This window comes from Streptomyces zhihengii (genome assembly GCF_016919245.1).
Classification (GTDB): domain Bacteria; phylum Actinomycetota; class Actinomycetes; order Streptomycetales; family Streptomycetaceae; genus Streptomyces; species Streptomyces zhihengii.
Genome location: NZ_JAFEJA010000001.1, coordinates 2,466,518 through 2,485,666, shown reverse-complemented (window position 1 = coordinate 2,485,666; position 19,149 = coordinate 2,466,518). Strand labels below are relative to the sequence as shown.

The 19,149-nt window shown below is 72.2% G+C and carries 19 protein-coding genes; 8 read left to right on the top strand and 11 right to left on the bottom strand.

What is annotated here, in order from left to right:
* Nucleotides 1-47: 47 nt before the first annotated feature.
* A complete protein-coding gene (locus JE024_RS10090; RefSeq protein WP_205373265.1) occupies nucleotides 48-1,436 on the bottom strand; it encodes an aspartate aminotransferase family protein in 1,389 nt (462 codons plus the stop codon).
* Nucleotides 1,421-1,918 (bottom strand): Lrp/AsnC family transcriptional regulator, encoded by a 498-nt coding sequence (locus tag JE024_RS10085; RefSeq protein ID WP_205373264.1) that lies wholly within the window; start codon nucleotides 1,916-1,918, stop codon nucleotides 1,421-1,423. The genes JE024_RS10090 and JE024_RS10085 overlap by 16 nt, the downstream gene beginning before the upstream one ends.
* 180 nt (nucleotides 1,919-2,098) lie before the next feature.
* Here JE024_RS10085 and JE024_RS10080 point away from each other — a divergent pair, with 180 nt between their 5' ends.
* Nucleotides 2,099-3,538, top strand: a complete 1,440-nt coding sequence (locus JE024_RS10080) for a gamma-aminobutyraldehyde dehydrogenase (RefSeq protein ID WP_205373263.1) — start codon at nucleotides 2,099-2,101, stop codon at nucleotides 3,536-3,538.
* 271 nt (nucleotides 3,539-3,809) lie between these two features.
* Complete coding sequence (locus JE024_RS10075) at nucleotides 3,810-4,355, top strand: hypothetical protein (RefSeq protein ID WP_205373262.1); 546 nt, start codon at nucleotides 3,810-3,812, stop codon at nucleotides 4,353-4,355.
* Nucleotides 4,356-4,371: 16 nt separating this feature from the next.
* Here JE024_RS10075 and JE024_RS10070 read toward each other — a convergent pair whose 3' ends face one another.
* The 8 genes from JE024_RS10070 to JE024_RS10035 all read right to left on the bottom strand — a co-directional run bounded on the left by JE024_RS10070 (nucleotide 4,372) and on the right by JE024_RS10035 (nucleotide 11,768).
* Nucleotides 4,372-5,631 carry a serine hydrolase domain-containing protein gene (locus JE024_RS10070; RefSeq protein ID WP_205373261.1) on the bottom strand — a complete coding sequence of 420 codons (1,260 nt, stop codon included), beginning with the start codon at nucleotides 5,629-5,631 and terminating at the stop codon, nucleotides 4,372-4,374.
* Between the two features lie 179 nt (nucleotides 5,632-5,810).
* Nucleotides 5,811-6,509: a response regulator transcription factor gene (locus JE024_RS10065; protein ID WP_205373260.1), complete on the bottom strand. Its 699-nt coding sequence runs from the start codon at nucleotides 6,507-6,509 to the stop codon at nucleotides 5,811-5,813.
* Nucleotides 6,506-7,696 (bottom strand): sensor histidine kinase, encoded by a 1,191-nt coding sequence (locus JE024_RS10060; protein WP_205373259.1) that lies wholly within the window; start codon nucleotides 7,694-7,696, stop codon nucleotides 6,506-6,508. The genes JE024_RS10065 and JE024_RS10060 overlap by 4 nt, the downstream gene beginning before the upstream one ends.
* A gap of 80 nt (nucleotides 7,697-7,776) precedes the next feature.
* The gene (locus JE024_RS10055) at nucleotides 7,777-8,553 is read right to left on the bottom strand and encodes an SAM-dependent methyltransferase (RefSeq protein WP_244882742.1); all 777 of its coding nucleotides are present in this window, start codon (nucleotides 8,551-8,553) and stop codon (nucleotides 7,777-7,779) included.
* A 250-nt stretch (nucleotides 8,554-8,803) separates the two neighbouring features.
* Entirely contained in the window at nucleotides 8,804-9,322 is a 519-nt protein-coding gene (locus tag JE024_RS10050; protein WP_205376478.1) for a TetR/AcrR family transcriptional regulator, read from the bottom strand.
* Nucleotides 9,323-9,519: 197 nt separating this feature from the next.
* On the bottom strand, nucleotides 9,520-9,882 hold the full coding sequence (locus tag JE024_RS10045) for a DUF1304 domain-containing protein (RefSeq protein ID WP_205373257.1): 363 nt from the start codon (nucleotides 9,880-9,882) through the stop codon (nucleotides 9,520-9,522).
* Nucleotides 9,883-10,026: 144 nt separating this feature from the next.
* Nucleotides 10,027-10,734 (bottom strand): glycerophosphodiester phosphodiesterase, encoded by a 708-nt coding sequence (locus JE024_RS10040; RefSeq protein ID WP_372449860.1) that lies wholly within the window; start codon nucleotides 10,732-10,734, stop codon nucleotides 10,027-10,029.
* Nucleotides 10,735-10,742: 8 nt separating this feature from the next.
* Nucleotides 10,743-11,768, bottom strand: a complete 1,026-nt coding sequence (locus tag JE024_RS10035) for an adenosine deaminase (RefSeq protein WP_205373256.1) — start codon at nucleotides 11,766-11,768, stop codon at nucleotides 10,743-10,745.
* Between the two features lie 110 nt (nucleotides 11,769-11,878).
* On the opposite strand from JE024_RS10035, the gene JE024_RS10030 reads away from it, so the two are divergent.
* The gene (locus JE024_RS10030) at nucleotides 11,879-12,607 is read left to right on the top strand and encodes a DUF4190 domain-containing protein (protein WP_205373255.1); all 729 of its coding nucleotides are present in this window, start codon (nucleotides 11,879-11,881) and stop codon (nucleotides 12,605-12,607) included.
* A gap of 65 nt (nucleotides 12,608-12,672) precedes the next feature.
* Here the strand turns inward: JE024_RS10030 and ybiA are convergent, their stop codons facing one another.
* Nucleotides 12,673-13,221 carry a riboflavin biosynthesis intermediates N-glycosidase gene (gene ybiA / locus JE024_RS10025; protein ID WP_205373254.1) on the bottom strand — a complete coding sequence of 183 codons (549 nt, stop codon included), beginning with the start codon at nucleotides 13,219-13,221 and terminating at the stop codon, nucleotides 12,673-12,675.
* Between the two features lie 175 nt (nucleotides 13,222-13,396).
* On the opposite strand from ybiA, the gene JE024_RS10020 reads away from it, so the two are divergent.
* From JE024_RS10020 to JE024_RS10000, 5 genes are read left to right on the top strand one after another with little or no spacing between them, the layout of a single operon-like run.
* Nucleotides 13,397-14,911, top strand: coding sequence for a gamma-aminobutyraldehyde dehydrogenase (locus tag JE024_RS10020; RefSeq protein WP_205373253.1), 1,515 nt, complete (start codon nucleotides 13,397-13,399; stop codon nucleotides 14,909-14,911).
* Nucleotides 14,912-14,962: 51 nt separating this feature from the next.
* Entirely contained in the window at nucleotides 14,963-16,210 is a 1,248-nt protein-coding gene (locus tag JE024_RS10015) for an ABC transporter substrate-binding protein (protein ID WP_205373252.1), read from the top strand.
* Nucleotides 16,211-16,245: 35 nt separating this feature from the next.
* Complete coding sequence (locus JE024_RS10010) at nucleotides 16,246-17,397, top strand: ABC transporter ATP-binding protein (RefSeq protein WP_205373251.1); 1,152 nt, start codon at nucleotides 16,246-16,248, stop codon at nucleotides 17,395-17,397.
* Nucleotides 17,394-18,317, top strand: coding sequence for an ABC transporter permease (locus tag JE024_RS10005; protein WP_205373250.1), 924 nt, complete (start codon nucleotides 17,394-17,396; stop codon nucleotides 18,315-18,317). Before JE024_RS10010 ends, JE024_RS10005 begins: the two co-directional genes overlap by 4 nt.
* Nucleotides 18,317-19,108 (top strand): ABC transporter permease, encoded by a 792-nt coding sequence (locus JE024_RS10000; protein ID WP_205373249.1) that lies wholly within the window; start codon nucleotides 18,317-18,319, stop codon nucleotides 19,106-19,108. Before JE024_RS10005 ends, JE024_RS10000 begins: the two co-directional genes overlap by 1 nt.
* The last annotated feature ends 41 nt before the right edge of the window (nucleotides 19,109-19,149 follow it).

The window sequence follows — 19,149 nt, the reverse complement described above, 5'->3', positions numbered from 1 at the left end:
ACGTGCGGGGGGCCGGGCCGGGGGAGGCGGCCCGGGGCCGGGTGCCGCTACAGCTTGGTCCAGGCCTCCGTCAGGACCGAGCGCAGGATCTGCTCGATCTCGTCGAAGGTCCGCTGGTCCGAGATGAGCGGCGGGGCGAGCTGGACGACCGGGTCGCCGCGGTCGTCGGCGCGGCAGTAGAGGCCGGCGTCGAACAGCGCCTTGGAGAGGAAGCCGTACAGGACGCGCTCGGTCTCCTCCTCGTTGAAGGACTCCTTGGTGTGCTTGTCCTTGACGAGCTCGATGCCGTAGAAGTAGCCGTTGCCGCGGACGTCGCCGACGATCGGCAGGTCGTGCAGCTTCTCCAGTGTGGCGCGGAAGGCGTCCTCGTTGTCGAGGACGTGCTGGTTCAGCTTCTCCTTCTCGAACAGGTCGAGGTTGGCGAGGCCGACCGCGGCGGAGACCGGGTGGCCGCCGAAGGTGTACCCGTGCAGGAAGGTGTTGTCGCCCTGGTAGAAGGGCTCCGCCAGCCGGTCGGAGACGATGCAGGCGCCGATCGGGGAGTAGCCCGAGGTCATGCCCTTGGCGCAGGTGATCATGTCCGGCACGTAGCCGAACTTGTCGCAGGCGAACATCGTGCCCAGGCGGCCGAAGGCGCAGATGACCTCGTCGGAGACGAGCAGTACGTCGTACTGGTCGCAGATCTCGCGGACCCGCCGGAAGTAGCCGGGCGGGGGCGGGAAGCAGCCGCCCGCGTTCTGCACGGGCTCCAGGAAGACGGCGGCCACGGTGTCGGGGCCCTCGAACAGGATCTCCTGCTCGATCTGGTCGGCGGCCCAGCGGCCGAAGGCCTCGGGGTCGTCGCCGTGGATCGGGGCGCGGTAGATGTTGGTGTTCGGCACCTTGTGCGCGCCGGGGACCAGCGGCTCGAAGGGCGCCTTCAGGCCCGGCAGACCGGTGATGGACAGGGCTCCCTGCGGGGTGCCGTGGTAGGCGACCGCACGCGAGATGACCTTGTACTTGGTGGGCTTGCCCGTCAGCTTGAAGTACTGCTTGGCGAGCTTCCAGGCCGTCTCGACCGCCTCGCCGCCGCCGGTGGTGAAGAAGACCTTGTTGAGGTCGCCGGGGGCGTGGTGGGCGATGCGCTCCGCGAGCTCGACGGCCTTGGGGTGGGCGTAGGACCAGACGGGGAAGAAGGCCAGCTGCTGGGCCTGCTTGTACGCGGTCTCGGCGAGCTCGTGCCGTCCGTGACCCGCCTGCACCACGAAGAGGCCGGCGAGGCCGTCCAGGTAGCGCTTGCCCTTGTCGTCGAAGATGTAGGTGCCCTCACCACGCACGATGGTGGGCACGGGTGCGTTCTCGTACGACGACATGCGGGTGAAGTGCATCCACAGGTGGTCGTAGGCGGACTTGGAGAGGTCGCTGCGGTCCTGGCTCACGGCTATCGGGTTCCCCACATATAGGTCTGCTTCTTGAGCTTGAGGTAGACGAAGCTCTCGGTGGAGCGCACGCCGGGGAGCGCGCGGATCCGCTTGTTGATCACTTCGAGCAGGTGGTCGTCGTCCTCGCAGACGATCTCCACCATCAGATCGAACGAGCCCGCGGTCATCACCACGTACTCGCATTCGGCCATGGCTGTGAGCGCGTCCGCAACCGGATCGAGGTCGCCCTCGACCCGGATGCCCACCATCGCCTGGCGCCGCAGACCGACGGTGAGGGGATCGGTGACGGCGACGATCTGCATCACGCCCTGGTCGAGGAGCTTCTGGACGCGCTGCCGGACTGCCGCCTCGGAAAGGCCCACGGCCTTGCCTATCGCGGCGTACGGACGGCGGCCGTCCTCCTGGAGCTGCTCGATGATCGCGAGGGAGACCGCGTCGATCGTCGGCGACGGTCCGCCGCCGCTCCCGTTCCTGATGTCTGCGCTACGGCTGGCCACGAGCTCACTCTGCACCGGGACTCGTCGGTCTGGCAAGTCATGAGCGATGAAATTCGTCGTTCAAGGCGTCGGATCGTACTGAATCCGAAGTTGGCGAGGGTCAGGCCTGTTGAAAACGTCCGAGAACGGATTAGGGTGGAGTGTCTCACCCATCGGACATCTCAAGGAGGGGTGGCAACAGTGACCACCGAGCTGCGTCGTCTGCGCAACTACATCAACGGGGAGTTCAAGGACGCCGCCGACGGCCGGACGATCGACGTCGTCAACCCCGCCACCGGCGAGGTGTACGCGACCTCGCCGCTGTCCGGACAGGCCGACGTCGACGCGGCCATGGACGCTGCGGCGGCCGCTTTCCCCGCTTGGCGGGACACCACGCCGGCCGAGCGCCAGAAGGTGCTGCTGAAGATCGCCGACGCCTTCGAGGAGCGCGCCGAGGAGCTGATCGCGGCCGAGTCGGAGAACACGGGCAAGCCCCTGGAGCTGACCCGCACCGAGGAGATCCCTCCGATGGTGGACCAGATCCGGTTCTTCGCGGGTGCCGCGCGGATGCTGGAGGGCCGTTCCGCCGGTGAGTACATGGAGGGCCTGACCTCCATCGTCCGCCGTGAGCCGGTCGGCGTCTGCGCGCAGGTCGCGCCGTGGAACTACCCGATGATGATGGCCGTGTGGAAGTTCGCGCCGGCGCTGGCCGCGGGCAACACCGTGGTGCTGAAGCCGTCCGACACCACTCCGGCGTCCACGGTGCTGATCGCGGAGATCATCGGCGCGATCGCGCCCAAGGGCGTCTTCAACGTCGTCTGCGGCGACCGGACCACGGGCAGCCTGATGGTCGAGCACCCGACGCCCGCGATGGCCTCCATCACCGGCTCGGTACGCGCCGGCATCCAGGTCGCCGCCTCCGCCGCCAAGGACGTCAAGCGCGTCCACCTGGAGCTGGGCGGCAAGGCGCCGGTCGTCGTCTTCGAGGACACCGACATCCCCAAGGCCGTCGAGGACATCTCCGTGGCGGGCTTCTTCAACGCCGGCCAGGACTGTACGGCCGCGACCCGGGTCCTGGTGCACGAGTCCATCCACGACGAGTTCGTCGCGGCGCTCGCCAAGGCGGCGTCCGAGACGAAGACCGGCGCGCCGGACGACGAGGACGTGCTCTACGGCCCGCTGAACAACGCCAACCAGCTCGCCCAGGTCAGCGGCTTCATCGACCGGCTTCCGGCGCACGCCAAGGTCGAGGCGGGCGGGCAGCGCGTCGGCGACAAGGGCTACTTCTACGCCGCCACCGTCGTCTCCGGTCTGCAGCAGGACGACGAGATCATCCAGAACGAGGTCTTCGGCCCCGTGATCACCGTGCAGTCCTTCGCCGACGAGGCGCAGGCGCTGGAGTGGGCGAACGGGGTCGAGTACGCGCTCGCCTCCTCGGTCTGGACGAAGGACCACGCCCGCGCGATGCGCATGTCCAAGGCGCTGGACTTCGGCTGCGTCTGGATCAACACCCACATCCCGCTGGTGGCGGAGATGCCGCACGGCGGCTTCAAGAAGTCCGGCTACGGCAAGGACCTGTCGGCCTACGGCTTCGACGACTACACCCGGATCAAGCACGTCATGACGTCGCTCGACGGCTGAGGTCCGGCCGCCGGCCGGGATCCGGGGCCGGCCGGGGTGCGGCCCGGCCGGCGCGCGGTGCGGCCCGTGACAGGCGGGGCGGGGGCGAGGAGCCCCCGCCCCGCCTGTCGTGTGTCCGGGCGGGTGCGGGGCGCGTACGCCGGCCGTCCCCGGCGCCCGCGCGCCGCGCACCGTCCGTGACGCCCACGCCGTCCGTGACGCCCGCGCCGCTCGTGACGCGATACGGCGAACCCACTTTTGAACATGTTCATATCTGGCGTAGGGTCAGGGCATGAGCGAGCGGCAAGCCCTCGTGCGGGGGATACGTGTCTGGCTGGTCTTCTTCGTCGTCTGCCTGGTGCTCAGCGGCGCCACGGCGTTTCCGCTGGTCACCGAGATGCGGTGGGTGGAGGGGCTGCTCGGCTCCTCGGTGTCGCCCGTGCCCGAGCACCTGCCGGGGCTGATGGAGTGGGTCGAGAGAGTCCGCGAAGGTCTCGAAGTCACCGACGAGCGGTATCCGTTCGTGCTGTACGGGACCGACTGGCTCGCCTTCGCCCACCTGGTGATCGCCGTCGCCTTCTACGGCCCCTACCGCGACCCGGTACGCAACATCTGGGTGATCGAGTTCGGGATGATCGCGTGCGCGGGCATCATCCCGCTCGCGCTGATCTGCGGCCCCCTGCGCGGCATTCCCTTCTGGTGGTCGGTCGTCGACATGTCCTTCGGGGTGTTCGGGGTGATCCCGCTCCAGATCGTCCGCCGCAGGATCAAGCGCCTGGAGGCGCTGGGCGAGGCGGCCTCCGGGCCGGCCCCCGCTGCGGCCGTCGCGGGAACCTGAACCCCCGCTGCGGGAGTCATCCCTCGTCGGGTGCGCCGAAGGTGCCCGTGATCAGCCCCATCACCACCGCGCTGCGGTCCTGGCCCTTGGCGTCGGTCGAGTTGACGCTGTAGACCAGCGTGGTCGTCAGATCACGGGTGCCGCCCATGCCCGCGTTGTACCCCCAGCGGCCGCCCGTCTTGCCCCACACGTCGCGGCCGCCGAGACGCCAGTGCGTCAGCCCCACGCTGTAACTCGCCGTGCCCTCGGCCAGCCGCGGGAGGGTGAACATCTCCTCCAGCAGCGGGCCGCGCACCACACGGCCGCCGAACAGGGCCCGGGTGAAGCGCTCCAGATCGGCGGTCGTCGAGATGATGTCACCCGCGGCCCAGCCGTCCGTCGCACCCCAGACGCTCACGTCCCGCAGTTCGGTGGAGCCGTCCGGGAGGCCGAATATCTGGTAACCCCGGTTGTGGGGGCCCTGGATACGCGGACTCCGCCCCGGGAGATAGGTGTCGCGCAGGCCGAGGGGGCGCAGGATCCGCTCGGCGATCCGCTCCTCGTAGGTGTCGCCCGTGACGCGCTCGATCAGCAGACCCGCGATCGTGTAGCCGATGTTGAGATAGTGCTGCCGGGCGCCGGGGGCGAACTCGCGCTCCTTGGACGTCGCCGAGCGGACCATGGCACGGGCGTCATGCAGTGCGAAGCGGTTCTCGTACCAGTCCTCGACCGTGGAGCCGGGGAAGTCGGGGGCCGGTATCCCGCTGGTGTGGTCGAGCAACTGCCGCACGGTGACACCGCCGTAGGCCGCCGGGATGAGATCCGGGAGGTAGGCCCGGACGGGACGGTCCAGGTCGACGGCGCCCTCGCTCGCGAGCTGGAGCACGGCGGCCGCGGTGAAGACCTTGGTCACCGAACCGGCGCGGAAGCGCGCGCCGGGATCGGCCGGGCGGCCGGACCGCAGGTCGTGCACCCCTCCGCTGCCGTGCCATCTGCTGTCACCGCCGACCCGGACGAGCGCCGCCGTGGCACCGGAGGCCGCCGGATCGCGCACGGAGCCGACCGCGGCCCGCAGGGCGTCGACGTCGGGGGCGGACCGGGCCAACGGGGCGGACGGGGCGGACGGGGCGGACAGCGCGTCGGTGCCCGGGGAGGGCAGGACGCGGCCGCTCTGCTGCTGGGCGGTGGCGGCGACCGGGAGGGCGGACACGGGGGAGTGGGCGGCGGCGGGGAGGACGGACATCCCCGTGACGAGACCGGCGGCCAGCGAGACGGCGACAGCGGTGCGAACGTTCATGGCGGGTGCTCCAGGAGAGGGCGGCACCGGCGGACCCATGACGCGATCCGGGGGCGGTGCCGTGCGGTGTCGTTCTGACACCTTCATCCTGCTGATCCGCGGCCGCCCGCGGATCGCCGGAGCGAGCGGTCTTCACCCCGTCAGTTCCTCGCCCGCGCGGGGGAGTCGGGCGACCCCTCTCACCCGAGCGGGGGAGCCGGCACCGTGACCAGACCGGTCTCGTAGGCGCAGATGACCGCCTGGATGCGGTCCCGCAGACCGAGCTTCGCCAGCACGTTGCCCACATGGGTCTTCACCGTGTGCTCGCTGACCGTCATCCGGGACGCGATCTCCGCGTTGGACAGCCCCCGGCCCAGCATCAGCAGCGTCTCCCGCTCCCGCGCCGTGAGGACGTCCAGCCGCGACGCCCCGGCGGCGGCACCCGCACCGGCCGGGACGCCACCGGGCGCGCCCTGCCCCTGACGGGTGTACTGCTCGACGAGCCGTCGGGCCACCGACGGCGCCAGCAGCGAGTCGCCCCGCGCCACCACCCGCACCGCGTGCACCAGATCGTCGCGGCGCACGTCCTTCAGCAGGAAGCCGCTCGCCCCGGCGCGCAGCGCCTCGTACACGTACTCGTCGATGTCGAAGGTCGTCAGCATCACCACCCGGCAGCCGCCCGCCGCCGTGATCTCGCGGCACGCCCCGATGCCGTCCATGACGGGCATCCGGATGTCCAGCAGCGCCACGTCCGGGGCGTGGCGGCGCACCGCCGCGACCGCCTCGGCCCCGTCACCCGCCTCGGCCACCACCTCGATGCCGGGCTGGGCGTCGAGGATCATCGCGAAGCCGCTGCGGACCAGTTCCTGGTCGTCGGCCACCACCACTCGCAGGGTCAACTCCCCACCTCCGCGCCGGAGCCTACGGGGTCCCTGGGCAGGACCACGCGCACCTCGAAGCCCCGCCCGCCCGGCCCGGGGCCCGCACTCGCGGTGCCCCCGTGGGCGGCCGCCCGCTCCCGGATGCCCGTGAGGCCGTGCCCCGCCGTCGTCCGGCCCGCCGGCGCCGCGGCGGACGGCCCCGGAACCGGCGGGGCGGCCGCTCCGCCCGCCGGGCCCCGGCCGTCGTCCGTGACGGTGATCTCCAAGGAGTGGGCCGTGTTGACGAGCCGGACCGCGACCCGGCGCGCGGACGCGTGCCGGACCACGTTGGTCAGCGCCTCCTGCACCACCCGGTACGCCGTCGCCCCCGCCGCCCCGGGCAGCCGGTGGGCGCCGCCGACCACGTCGTACGAGACGTCGAGCCCGCCCGACCGCACCCGCTCCACCAGGACGGGGAGCTGGTCGACGTCCGGCTGCGGCTGATGCGGGGCCGGATCGTCGGCGCCGTCCCTGAGCACCCCGAGCATCCTGCGGAGCTGCGCCATGGCGTCCCGGCCCGTCTCCGAGATGGCGTCGAAGGCCGCCTCGGCGCGCTCCGGGGCCGTGCGCACCGCGACCGGTCCCGCCTCCGCCTGCACCACCATCAGGCTCACCGCGTGCGACAGGACGTCGTGCATCTCGCGGGCGATACGGGCCCGTTCGCGGGCCGCGGCCTGCTCGGCCTCGATCCGGTTGGCCCGCTCCAGCTCGGCGGCCCGGTCCTCGACGGCGGCGACGTACGCCTGGCGGACGTCCGCCAGACGCCCGGAGACGTACGCGGCGCCCAGCACGAAGAGCGAGAACGTCAGCTCGCGCAGCGAGCGGGTGTTGAGCCACACCGACACCCCCGTGATCAGCGGCAGCAGCGCGAGCACGACCAGCCGGCGGGGCGGCGGGCACAGGGCGGCGACCGAGTGGACGACGACCAGCCCCGCGTAGGGCAGCGGCTGTCCCGGCCCCTCCACCGCGACCTTGTACAGCCCGGCCGTGGCCAGCACCGCCGCCAGCACGGACAGGGGGAAGCGCCGGCGCCACACCAGCGGCAGCACCGTCAGCGTGGTGAGCCCGTAGGCCGCCCAGGTCGCGGGCGGCTGGTCGGCCGGCCGGGGCACCACGAACGGCATGGTCACCGCGGCCTGCACGATCAGCGCCACCCCGATGTCCACGCTCCACGGGTACGCCGTGCCGAGCGCGCGCGCCCTGGCCCAGAGCCCCCGGACCCGCTCCGTCCCGCCCCGTCCGCCCACTACGGCTTGCGGGCCACGGCGCCGAACTGCGCCACCGCCGGCTCCGTGCCGTCGGACCGCCACCGGGAGCAGGCGACGATGCCCGGCTCCAGGATCTCCAGCCCCTCCAGGAACGAGGCGAACTCCTCGCGTGAGCGGGCGGTGATCGGCGGCTTGGCGTTCTCGTTCCAGAAGGCCATCGCCTCGGCGTTGCCCTCGCCGCCCAGTTCGAGCGTCGGGTGGGTCAGCACCAGGTGGCTGCCCGGCGGGACGGCGTCCATCAAGGTGCGCACGATCGTCCGCGCCCGGTCGGTGTCGAGGACGAAGTTGAGGATGCCGAGCATCATCACGGCGACCGGCCGCGACGGGTCGAGGGTCCCCGTCATCGCCGCGACGATCTCCTCGGGGCGGTGGGCGTCGGCGTCCACGTACTCGGTGGCGCCCTCGGGCGACCCGGTCAGCAGGGCACGGGCGTGGGCGAGGACCACGGGGTCGTTGTCCACGTAGACCACCCGGGCGTCGGGCGCGATGCGCTGCGCGACCTCATGGGTGTTGTCGGCGGTCGGCAGTCCGGTGCCGACGTCCAGGAACTGCCGGATGCCCGCATCGCCCGCCAGGTGGGTGACGGCCCTGCGGAGGAAGGCCCGGTCCGCGCGGGCGACTTCGCCGATGCTGGGATAGAGACCGGTGACGTGGTCGCCGACCGCGCGGTCCACCGGGTAGTTGTCCTTGCCGCCCAGCCAGTAGTTCCAGACACGGGCGTTGTGCGCCACGTCGGTGCGAAGTCGTGCGGTCACGTGCCGAGTTCCTTCCCCCGCCGTGCGGACGGGCCCGGGCGCGTCCGCACGGTTGGTGGTGATCGAGTCCACACCGCAGGCGACCGGCCGGCGCGCCGTGCGCCGGGTGTCCGCGGTCCGTGCGGAGACCAGCATGCCCTGTGCGCACGCCTGTTGGGAGACCGGCGGGAACGGAGCCGCGCGCAGGAGGCGGGGGCCGTTCGGGTGCGGGTCCTGGCCGCGGCCCGGTGCGGGGTGCCCGGCGGGCAGGTCACGGCAGGGGCGTGCGGTGCAGGGAGATCAGCAGGCGCCAGGCGGCGTGCGCCATCGCCGCCGGGTCGGCGTCGATCCGGCCGTGCAGCCAGTCCGCCAGCAGCGCCGTGAAGGTCGCGGCCACCGCCGATGCGACCAGCTCCGGGGCGGGCGCGCCCGCGAGTTCCCGCTCCCGGCGGCTGCGTTCGCGCAGCTCGCGGTGGAGCAGGTCGCCCAGCGGGCCGCCGCCGCCCTCCCGCAGCAGACCCCGGTGGAGGGCGGCCCGCTCGGCCAGCTCCCCGAAGAAGGCGGTCAGCGGCTCCGGCGGCCGGGCCGGGTCCGGTGTGCCGCGCCAGGCGTGCAGCGCGTCCACCGCCTCCCGGACGACCTCGGCGCAGGCGTCGACCGCGAGCTCCTCCAGGCCGCCGTAGTGGAGGTAGAACGTCGCGCGCCCCACCCCTGCCCGGCGGACGACGGCCGCCACACCCACCTCGTCGAGCGGACGCCCCGCGCACTCCTCGAAGAGCGCGGCCCGCAGCCGGGAACGGGTGCGCTCGGCGCGCGGGTCGCCGGCGCCGGTGCGCCGGGTCGGCGGATCCCCGGCCGTGTTCCGTTCGGCGTGCGGGTCGCCGGGGCCGGTGCGCCCGGCGGGTGCGTCGCCCCGCCCGGTCCGGGCGCCGCCCGCCGTGCCCCCGGCGCCCGGCGCCGAGCCCCCGCCCGTGCTCCGCCGCGCGCTCACCCGGCCACCAGGACCGCGGCCAGCGCGAGTGCGCCCGGCAGGGCCTGGGCGAGCAGGATGCGCCGGTTCGCCGTGAGCCCGCCGTAGACGCCCGCGACGACCACGCAGCTCAGGAAGAACACCTGCACGCGGTACCCCGTCGGGTCCGCGGCGATCAGCCCCCACACCAGCCCGGCGGCCAGGAAGCCGTTGTAGAGGCCCTGGTTGGCGGCGAGCGGCGCGGTCGCGCGGGCCATTCCGGCGTCGAAGCCGGAGAGCGAGCGGCCCGGACCGCGCTCCCACAGGAACATCTCGACCACGAGGATCCAGACGTGCAGCGCGGCGATCAGGGCGACGAGGACGGTGGCGACGGCGTTCACGCGGGCACCTTCACTTTCTGGACGGTTGTCCAGTCATCATAGACACGTGTCCAGGAACTGGCAGCCGCGCCCGGGCGGGCACGAACGGCGAGGGCCCCCGCACCTCAGGGGTGCGGGGCCCTCGCCCGTCGTTCCGGTCCGCCGTCAGCGCTCGCGGGCCGCCCCGTCCAGCACCTTGCCGAGCACGTCCACCCGGTTCGTCGTGATCGAGTCGACGCCCGCGGCCTCCAGCCGGCGCATCGTGCGCCGGGTGTCCGCCGTCCAGGCGGAGAGCAGCAGGCCCTGGGCGCGGGTGCGCTCGACGGTGTCCCGGGAGACCAGGCCGAAGCGGTAGTTGAGCCACTTCGGGCGCAGCGCGTCCAGCAGCACCGGGCGGGGCGGGGCGAGGGTCGTCCAGGTCAGCGCGATCTCGGCCGACGGGTCCGCCTCGCGGACGGCCAGCATGGTGGACGCGCCCGCGCAGTAGTACACCCGCTCGCCCGCGCCGCACTCGCGGACGGTGTCCACCACCCGGCGCACCGAACGGGTCGTCGCGCCCGGCAGGTCGAGCATCACCCGGTGCGCGCCCGCCTCCGCCAGCGCCTGCCGCAGGGTGGGCACACCGCCGCCGGTGGCGGACTCGATCTCGGCGAGGGTCAGCCGGCCCGGCGGCCGGTCGAGCCCCCACATCCGCTTCAGCGAGTCGTCGTGCAGCAGCACGGGCACGCCGTCGCGGGTGAGGCGGACGTCGATCTCGACGCTGTCGGCGCCGCGTTCGTAGGCCGACCGCACCGAGGGGAGGGTGTTCTCCCGGAAGCGGTAGGGGTCGCCGCGGTGGCCGACGACGGTCACCCGCCGCACCGCCCGCTCCACGCCCCCGTTCACCGGGCGAGCCAGGCGTCCGTGTAGGCGTCGATCTCGCCGGAGATCCTGGCCTTGCCCGCCGGGTCGAGGAAGGACGCCTCCACGGCGTTCTTCGCGAGGCCGGCGACACCGCGCTCGTCGAGCTCCAGCAGCCGGGCCGCGACCGCGTACTCGCTGTTCAGGTCGGTGCCGAACATCGGCGGGTCGTCGCTGTTGACGGTGACCAGTACCCCGGCCGCGACCATCTCCCGGATCGGGTGGGCGTCGAGGTCGGCCACCGCGCGGGTGGCGATGTTGGAGGTCGGGCAGACCTCCAGCGGGATGCGGTGCTCCGCGAGATGCGCGAGCAGCGCCGGGTCCTGGACGGAGCTGGTGCCGTGGCCGATGCGCTCGGCGCGCAGCTCCCGCAGGGCGTCCCAGACCGTCTGCGGTCCGGTCGTCTCCCCGGCGTGCGGCACCGAGTGGAGCCCCGCGGCGATGGCGCGGTCGAAGTACGGCTTGAACTGCGGGCGCGCCACGCCGATCTCCGGGCCGCCGAGCCCGAACGACACCAGGCCCTCCGGGCGCAGGTCCACCGCCAGCCGGGCGGTCTCCGCGGCGGCTTCGAGCCCGGCCTCGCCGGGGATGTCGAAGCACCAGCGCAGCACCACGCCGAGCTCCCGCTCGGCGGCGAGCCGGGCGTCCTCGATGGCGGCCATGAAGGCCTTCTCCTCGATGCCGCGCCGGGTGGAGCTGAACGGTGTGACGGTCAGCTCCGCGTACCGGATGTTCTGCCGGGCCATGTCACGGGCGACCTCGAAGGTCAGCAGGCGGACGTCCTCCGGGGTGCGGATCAGGTCGACGACCGAGAGGTAGACCTCGACGAAGTGCGCGAAATCCGTGAAGGTGAAGTAGTCGGCGAGGGCCTCGGGATCCGTCGGGACCTTGGAGTCCGGATGGTGCGCGGCCAGTTCGGCGACGATGCGCGGGGACGCCGAGCCGACGTGGTGCACATGCAGTTCGGCCTTGGGCAGTCCCGCGATGAAGGGATGCAGATCGGTCATCGGGTTCCTCCGTGTGCGATGGGCCGCTCCTGTGAGGAGATCATCGCAGGCGCCGGGAGGGGCGGCGGACCGAGGCCGTAGCATGGCCGGACAACCGTTGGGGGAGAACCATGTCTGACAACCAGGAGCCCTCGGGCGCGCCGCAGCCGAACGACCCCTGGGCGCCGCCGGCCGCGAGCTCGCAGGACCGGGTGCCGCTGGACAGGCCGTGGACCGCGCCCCAGCAGCCGCCGAGCGTGCACGACCAGCCCACGATGATCGACATGCCGGGGGCGCCCGGCTCCGGTGAGCCCGGGCAGGTCCCGCCGCCTCCCACCGCCCCCGGCGGTCCGGCCCCCGGTCAGCCCGGCGCGCCCGGGTACGGCTACCCGGGCACGGCCGGCTACGGCTACCCCGGCGCCACCATGCCCCCGCCCCCCGCGGGCGGGACCTCCGGCGGCTTCGGCGCCCCCGCCGACCCGTACGGATCGGCCTACCCCGGCTACGCGACGCCCTACGGCGGGCAGCCGCAGGGCTGGGGGCAGCAGCCTGCCAACGGCCTGGGCATCGCGGGCATGGTGCTCGGCATCATCGCGACCGCGCTGTTCTGCCTGTGGCCGCTGGCGATCGTGCTGGGCATCCTGGCGGTCATCTTCGGCGCGGTGGGCCGCGGCAGGGTCCGCAGGGGCGAGGCCGACAACCCGGGCCAGGCGGTGACCGGCATCGTCTGCGGTGTGGTCGGCCTGGTGCTGGGGCTGGTGCTCCTGGTGGCCGTGGTCGTCGACGCCTCGAACGACGACTACTCCCCGTGGGACTCCAAGGGCGCCTCGCCCGGCGTCGTCGTCGGCCAGCTCCGCTGAGCGTCACCCGCTGAGCGTCGTCCCCCAGGCGGGGCCCTTCCGGGCCCCGCCTTCCTCGTGGGGGCTCAGCCCCGCGTCCTGAGCTCCTCGCGCGCCTCCATCAGCGCGAATCCCAGCAGGTTCAGGCCCCGCCACCGCGCCGGGTCCCCGGCCCGCTCGTCGTCGGCGGCCAGCCCGATGCCCCAGATCCGGTCGAGGGGGCTGGCCTCGACGAGCACCCGGTCACCGGTGGCCAGCAGGAACGCGGCCAGCTCCGGGTCCTGGCCGAACTTGTGCACGCTGCCCTCGCGGACGATGCCGAAGCGCTCCCGCTTCCAGGCGGCCTCGTCGAAGCCGCGGACCGTGCGCCCGGCCTTCTTGGCCTCGGCGGGCGTGCGGGCGCCGAGCGCCAGCCGCTCCGCCTCGGCGTCGCCGAAGAGGCGGGCCTTGGCGGCCATCATCCAGTGCTCCGCCGTCGCGTAGCGTATGCCGCCGGCCTCGAAGGGCGACGGCCACCACTGACTGAGGCAGCTCGGCCCGATCCGGCCGTCCCGGCGTGGCGCGTGCCCCCAGAAGTGCAGGTACTTGATTCTCTGCCCTGCGGCGGCCCGTTCGACGAGCTCTTCCTTCCCCATGCACGCGAGTCTGGCAGCCGCCACCGACAGTGCGTAGCGGTATTCGGCCCGGGACCCGACACATGGTCGACCGAATCCGTCGCGTAATCAAAAGGCAACAACGGAATCCCTTGTTGCGTAGGTCACCCTCTGTCAGGATCGGCACTCAAATCGAGCTGGAGCAACGGAGAGCGTCATGGCCATCCCCGATCATGTGAAGGACCGCTTCGCCGCCGGCACGCAGTACATCGGCGGCCGGCTGCGGCCGGGCACCTCCGGACGCACCCAGGACATCGTGAACCCGGCGACCGGCGAGACGGTGCTCGGCTACGAGCTCGCCGGGACCGCCGACGTCGACGCGGCCGTCGCTGCCGCCCGCGCCGCGCTGCCCGGCTGGGCCGGCGCGACCCCGGGCGAGCGCTCGGACGCCCTGCACCGCTTCGCCGGCGTCCTCGCCGAACGGGCCGGCGAACTCGCCCGCACCGAGACCCTCCAGTGCGGCAAACCGATCAAGCTCACCACCGAGTTCGACGTCCCCGGCACCGTGGACAACACCGCCTTCTTCGCCGGGGCCGCCCGTCATCTCCAGGGGCAGTCGGCCGGTGAGTACAGCGCCGACCACACCTCCTACACCCGGCGCGAACCCGTCGGGGCCGTGGGCTCGATCGCACCGTGGAACTACCCGCTCCAGATGGCGGCGTGGAAGATCCTCCCGGCCGTCGCCGCCGGCAACACCGTCGTCCTCAAGCCGGCCGAGATCACGCCGCTCACCTCGCTGCTCTTCGCGGAGGCGGCCGGCCACGCCGGTCTGCCCGACGGTGTGGTCAACATCGTCAGCGGCGCGGGGCGGGACGCGGGCGAGCACCTCGTCGGCCACCCGGACGTCGCCATGACCTCGTTCACCGGCTCCACCGAGGTCGGCAAGCGGGTGGCGCGGATCGCGACCGCCTCCGTCAAGCGCCTCCACCTGGAACTCGGCGGCAAGGCGCCCTTCGTCGTCTTCGACGACGCCGACGTCGAGGCGGCCGCCCACGGCGCGGTCGCCGGCTCCCTCATCAACTCCGGCCAGGACTGCACGGCCGCCACCCGCGCCTACGTCCAGCGGCCGCTGTACGAGGCGTTCACCGCCGCGGTCGCGGACCTGATGGCCGGCGTCCGGCTCGGCGATCCTCTCGACCCCGCGACCGACCTCGGCCCGCTGGTCTCCTTCGCACAGCGCGACCGGGTCGCCGGCTTCGTCGACCGCGCCCGCGGCTACGCGACGGTCGTCACCGGCGGCGAGGCCCCCGGCGGCGAGCTGGAGCGCGGCGCCTACTACCGGCCGACCCTGATCACCGGCGCGGCCCAGGACAGCGAGATCGTCCGGGACGAGATCTTCGGCCCGGTGCTCGTGGTGCTGCCCTTCGACGGCGACGACGAGGGCATCGCCCTCGCCAACGACACCCCCTACGGCCTCGCCGCCTCCGCCTGGAGCCGCGACGTCTACCGGACCGGCCGGGCCACCCGGGAGATCCAGGCGGGCTGCGTCTGGATCAACGACCACATCCCGATCATCAGCGAGATGCCCCACGGCGGCTACAAGCAGTCGGGCTTCGGCAAGGACATGTCGTCGTACTCCTTCGAGGAGTACACGCAGGTCAAGCATGTGATGTACGACAACACGGCGGCTGTCCGGAAGGACTGGCACCGCACCGTCTTCGGGGACCGATAGCCGTCAGGCCGCCCGACCCGCGGCCGAAACCACCCGAAAGGGCAGAGCGTCATGGAGAGTTACGAAGCCGAACGCCTCTCGGCGGCCCAGATCGCCGCGATGCGGCGCAGTCTGACGGGGGGCAGGGGCGCGCTCTCCCGCCGTTCGCTGCTGCGCGCCTCGGGCATCGGCGCGCTCACCGCCGGCGGCGCCGGGCTGCTGAGCGCCTGCGGCATCCCGCCCGCCAAGCGCGAGAACGGGGCGGCGGCCTCGGACGACCACTCGGACGCGGAGAAGCGGCTCACCTTCTCCAACTGGACCGAGTACATGGACACCAGCGAGGACGGGAAGACCCGGCCCACCCTCGCCGCCTTCACCAAGCGCACCGGCATCGCGGTCAAGTACACCGAGGACATCAACGACAACGTCGAGTTCTTCGGCAAGATCCAGCCGCAGCTCGCGGCCGGCCAGGACACCGGCCGCGACCTGATCAACGTCACCGACTGGCTGGCCGCCCGGATGATCCGGCTCGGCTGGGTGCAGAAGCTCGACGCCTCGCTGCTGCCGCACGCCTTCGCCAACCTGTCCCAGCAGTTCCGCAGCCCCGACTGGGACCCGGGCCGCGCCTACAGCTACCCGTGGACCGGTATCCCGGCCGTCATCGCGTACAACGTCAAGGCCACCGGCGGCCGCAAGGTCGACTCCATGACCCAGCTCCTCGACGACCCCGCGCTCAAGGGGCGGGTCAGCCTGCTCACCGAGATGCGCGACACCGTCGGCCTCACCCTGCTCGACATGGGCAAGTCCCCCGAGAAGGTCACCGACGCCGACTACGACGCCGCGATCGGCCGGCTCCAGAAGGCCGTCGACAAGAAGCAGATCCGCCGCTTCACCGGCAACGACTACACCTCCGACCTCGACAAGGGCGACATCGCCGCCTGCGTCGCCTGGGCCGGTGACCTGATCCAGCTCCAGGCCGACAACCCGGACATCCGCTTCTCGATCCCGGCGGCCGGCTACATGACCGCCACCGACAACCTGCTCGTCCCGGCGCAGGCCCGGCACCGGAAGAACGCCACCCGGCTGATCGACTACTACTACGAACTCCCGGTCGCGGCGCAGCTCGCCGCCTACATCAACTACGTGACACCGGTGGCCGGTGTCGGCCCCGAGCTCGCGAAGATCGACCCGGAGCTCGCGAAGAACCCGCTGATCATCCCGGACGAGGCCATGGCGGCCAAGTCCCACTCCTTCCGTTCGCTCAGCAGCGAGGAGGAGACGGCGTACGAGGAGAAGTTCGCCAAGCTCATCGGCGCCTGACCGCCACCGACCCGACACCACCTGGGACGCGACCCATGACTGACAACACAGCGGGCGGGGACGTCCGCCTCGCCGGGATCAGCAAGACCTACGGCTCCTTCACCGCCGTGCACCACCTGGACCTCACCGTCCCCCAGGGCTCGTTCTTCGCCCTGCTCGGCGCCTCCGGCTGCGGCAAGACCACCACCCTGCGCATGATCGCCGGCCTGGAGGAGCCCAGCACCGGCACCGTCTCGCTCGGCGCGCGGGACGTCACCGACCTGCCGCCCCACAAACGGCCGGTCAACACCGTCTTCCAGAGCTACGCCCTCTTCCCCCACCTGAGCATCTACGAGAACGTCGCCTTCGGCCTGCGCCGCCGCGGCGTCTCCTCGGTGAAGAAGCAGGTCGGGGAGATGCTCGACCTGGTCCAGCTCGGCGACTTCGCCCAGCGCCGGCCCCACCAGCTCTCCGGCGGACAGCAGCAGCGCGTCGCCGTCGCCCGCGCCCTGATCAACCACCCGCAGGTGCTCCTGCTCGACGAGCCCCTCGGCGCCCTCGACCTCAAGCTGCGCCGTCAGATGCAGCTCGAACTCAAGCGCATCCAGACCGAGGTCGGCATCACCTTCGTGCATGTCACCCACGACCAGGAGGAGGCCATGACCATGGCCGACACGGTCGCGGTGATGAACGGCGGCCGGGTCGAGCAGCTCGGCGCCCCCGCCGACCTCTACGAGAACCCGCAGACCACGTTCGTCGCCAACTTCCTCGGCACCTCCAACCTGATCGAGGCCGAGGTCGCGGCCGCCGGCGGCGACGAGGTGCTCGCCTCCGCGGGCGGCACCACGCTGCGGCTGCCGCGGCGACGCTGTCCCGAGGGCACGCGCGCCGGCGGCCGCCTGCTGGTGGGCGTCCGCCCGGAGAAGATCTCCCTGGCGCCCGCCGGCGAGCAGGACGCCGTGGCCGCCGGACGCAACACCGTCACCGGCCGCGTCGTGGACTCCTCGTTCATCGGCGTCTCCACGCAGTACCTCGTCGAGAGCCCGGCCGGCAAGGCCATCGAGGTCTACGCCCAGAACACCGGGCAGCACACCGGCCTCGGGCCCGGCGCCGAGGTGGTCCTGCACTGGGACCCGGAGCACACCTTCGGCCTCGACGCCGCCCAGGACATCACGGCCGGCACGGAGTCGGTGGAGGAGACGCCGTGACCGTCACCGAGGCCCCGCCGGCGGCCCCCGCCGAGCCCGTGGTCCACCGGACGTCGATGCGCCGCCGGCTCGTGCCGTACTGGCTGCTGCTGCCGGGCATCCTGTGGCTGCTCGTCTTCTTCGCGCTGCCGCTCGTCTACCAGGCGTCGACCTCGGTGCAGACCGGCTCGCTGGAGAAGGGCTTCGAGGTCACCTGGCACGTCGCCACCTACTGGGACGCGCTGACCGAGTACTACCCGCAGTTCCTGCGCTCGCTGCTGTACGCGGGCACCGCCACGGTGCTCTGCCTGCTGCTCGGCTACCCGCTCGCCTACCTCATCGCCTTCCGGGCGGGCCGCTGGCGCAACGTGCTGCTGGTGCTGGTCATCGCGCCGTTCTTCACCAGCTTCCTGATCCGCACGCTCGCCTGGAAGACGATCCTCGCGGACGGCGGCCCGGTGGTGGAGTTCCTCAACGCGATCCACTTCCTCGACATCACGAGCTGGCTCGGGATGACCGAGGGGGAGCGGGTGCTGGCCACGCCGCTGGCCGTCGTCACCGGTCTGACCTACAACTTCCTCCCGTTCATGATCCTGCCCCTCTACACCTCCCTGGAGCGGATCGACCCCCGCCTCCACGAGGCGGCCGGCGACCTCTACGCCCGGCCCTCCACGGTCTTCCGGAAGGTCACCTTCCCGCTGTCCATGCCGGGCGTCGTCTCGGGCACCCTGCTCACGTTCATCCCGGCGAGCGGCGACTACGTCAACGCCCAGCTCCTCGGCTCGACGGACACCCGCATGATCGGCAACGTCATCCAGTCGCAGTTCCTGCGGGTCCTGGACTACCCGACGGCCGCCGCGCTGTCGTTCATCCTGATGGCGGTCGTGCTGGTCACGGTCACCGTCTACATCCGCCGGGCGGGAACGGAGGACCTGGTCTGATGCGTTGGCTCAGGCGCAACGTCGTGGTCGTCGCGGGCCTGCTCACGCTCGCGTACCTGATCGTCCCGAACATCGTCGTGATGGTCTTCTCGTTCAACAAGCCGGCCGGCCGGTTCAACTACTCCTGGCAGCAGTTCTCCACCGACGCGTGGACGGACCCGTGCGGCGTCGCCGACATGTGCGCCTCGCTCGCCCTGTCGCTGCAGATCGCCCTCTGGGCGACGATCGGCGCCACCGTCCTCGGCGCGATGATCGCCTTCGCGCTGGTCCGCTACCGCTTCCGGGCGCGCTCCACCGTCAACTCGCTGATCTTCCTGCCGATGGCGATGCCCGAGGTGGTCATGGCCGCCTCGCTGCTCACACTCTTCCTCAACCTCGGTGTCGAGCTGGGCTTCTGGACCATCCTCATCGCCCACACGATGTTCTGCCTCAGCTTCGTCGTGGTCGCCGTCAAGGCCCGGGTGATGTCCATGGACCCACGTCTGGAGGAGGCGGCGCGCGACCTGTACGCGGGCCCCGTGCAGACCTTCCTGCGGGTCACGCTGCCGATTGCCGCGCCCGGCATCGCGGCCGGCGCGATGCTCGCCTTCGCGCTCTCCTTCGACGACTTCATCATCACCAACTTCAACTCCGGCTCCACGGTCACCTTCCCCATGTTCGTCTGGGGCTCGGCGCAGCGCGGCACACCGGTGCAGATCAACGTGATCGGCACCGCCATGTTCGCCGTCGCCGTCCTGGTCGTGGTCGCCGGACAGCTCATCGGCAACCGCCGGAGGAAGACCGCCCGCTAGGGCGTGCCGCGAAAGCAGCTCCGTCCGGACCGGGGCACGCG

Bases quoted from the DNA above. Each gene is read 5' to 3' on its own strand.
- JE024_RS10075 (WP_205373262.1), top strand. From the start codon at position 3,810: ATGAGCGAGCGGCAAGCCCTCGTGCGGGGGATACGTGTCTGGCTGGTC.
- JE024_RS10070 (WP_205373261.1), bottom strand. From the start codon at position 5,631: ATGAACGTTCGCACCGCTGTCGCCGTCTCGCTGGCCGCCGGTCTCGTC.
- JE024_RS10035 (WP_205373256.1), bottom strand. From the start codon at position 11,768: ATGACCGATCTGCATCCCTTCATCGCGGGACTGCCCAAGGCCGAACTG.
- JE024_RS10030 (WP_205373255.1), top strand. From the start codon at position 11,879: ATGTCTGACAACCAGGAGCCCTCGGGCGCGCCGCAGCCGAACGACCCC.
- ybiA (WP_205373254.1), bottom strand. From the start codon at position 13,221: ATGGGGAAGGAAGAGCTCGTCGAACGGGCCGCCGCAGGGCAGAGAATC.
- JE024_RS10020 (WP_205373253.1), top strand. From the start codon at position 13,397: ATGGCCATCCCCGATCATGTGAAGGACCGCTTCGCCGCCGGCACGCAG.
- JE024_RS10015 (WP_205373252.1), top strand. From the start codon at position 14,963: ATGGAGAGTTACGAAGCCGAACGCCTCTCGGCGGCCCAGATCGCCGCG.
- JE024_RS10010 (WP_205373251.1), top strand. From the start codon at position 16,246: ATGACTGACAACACAGCGGGCGGGGACGTCCGCCTCGCCGGGATCAGC.
- JE024_RS10000 (WP_205373249.1), top strand. From the start codon at position 18,317: ATGCGTTGGCTCAGGCGCAACGTCGTGGTCGTCGCGGGCCTGCTCACG.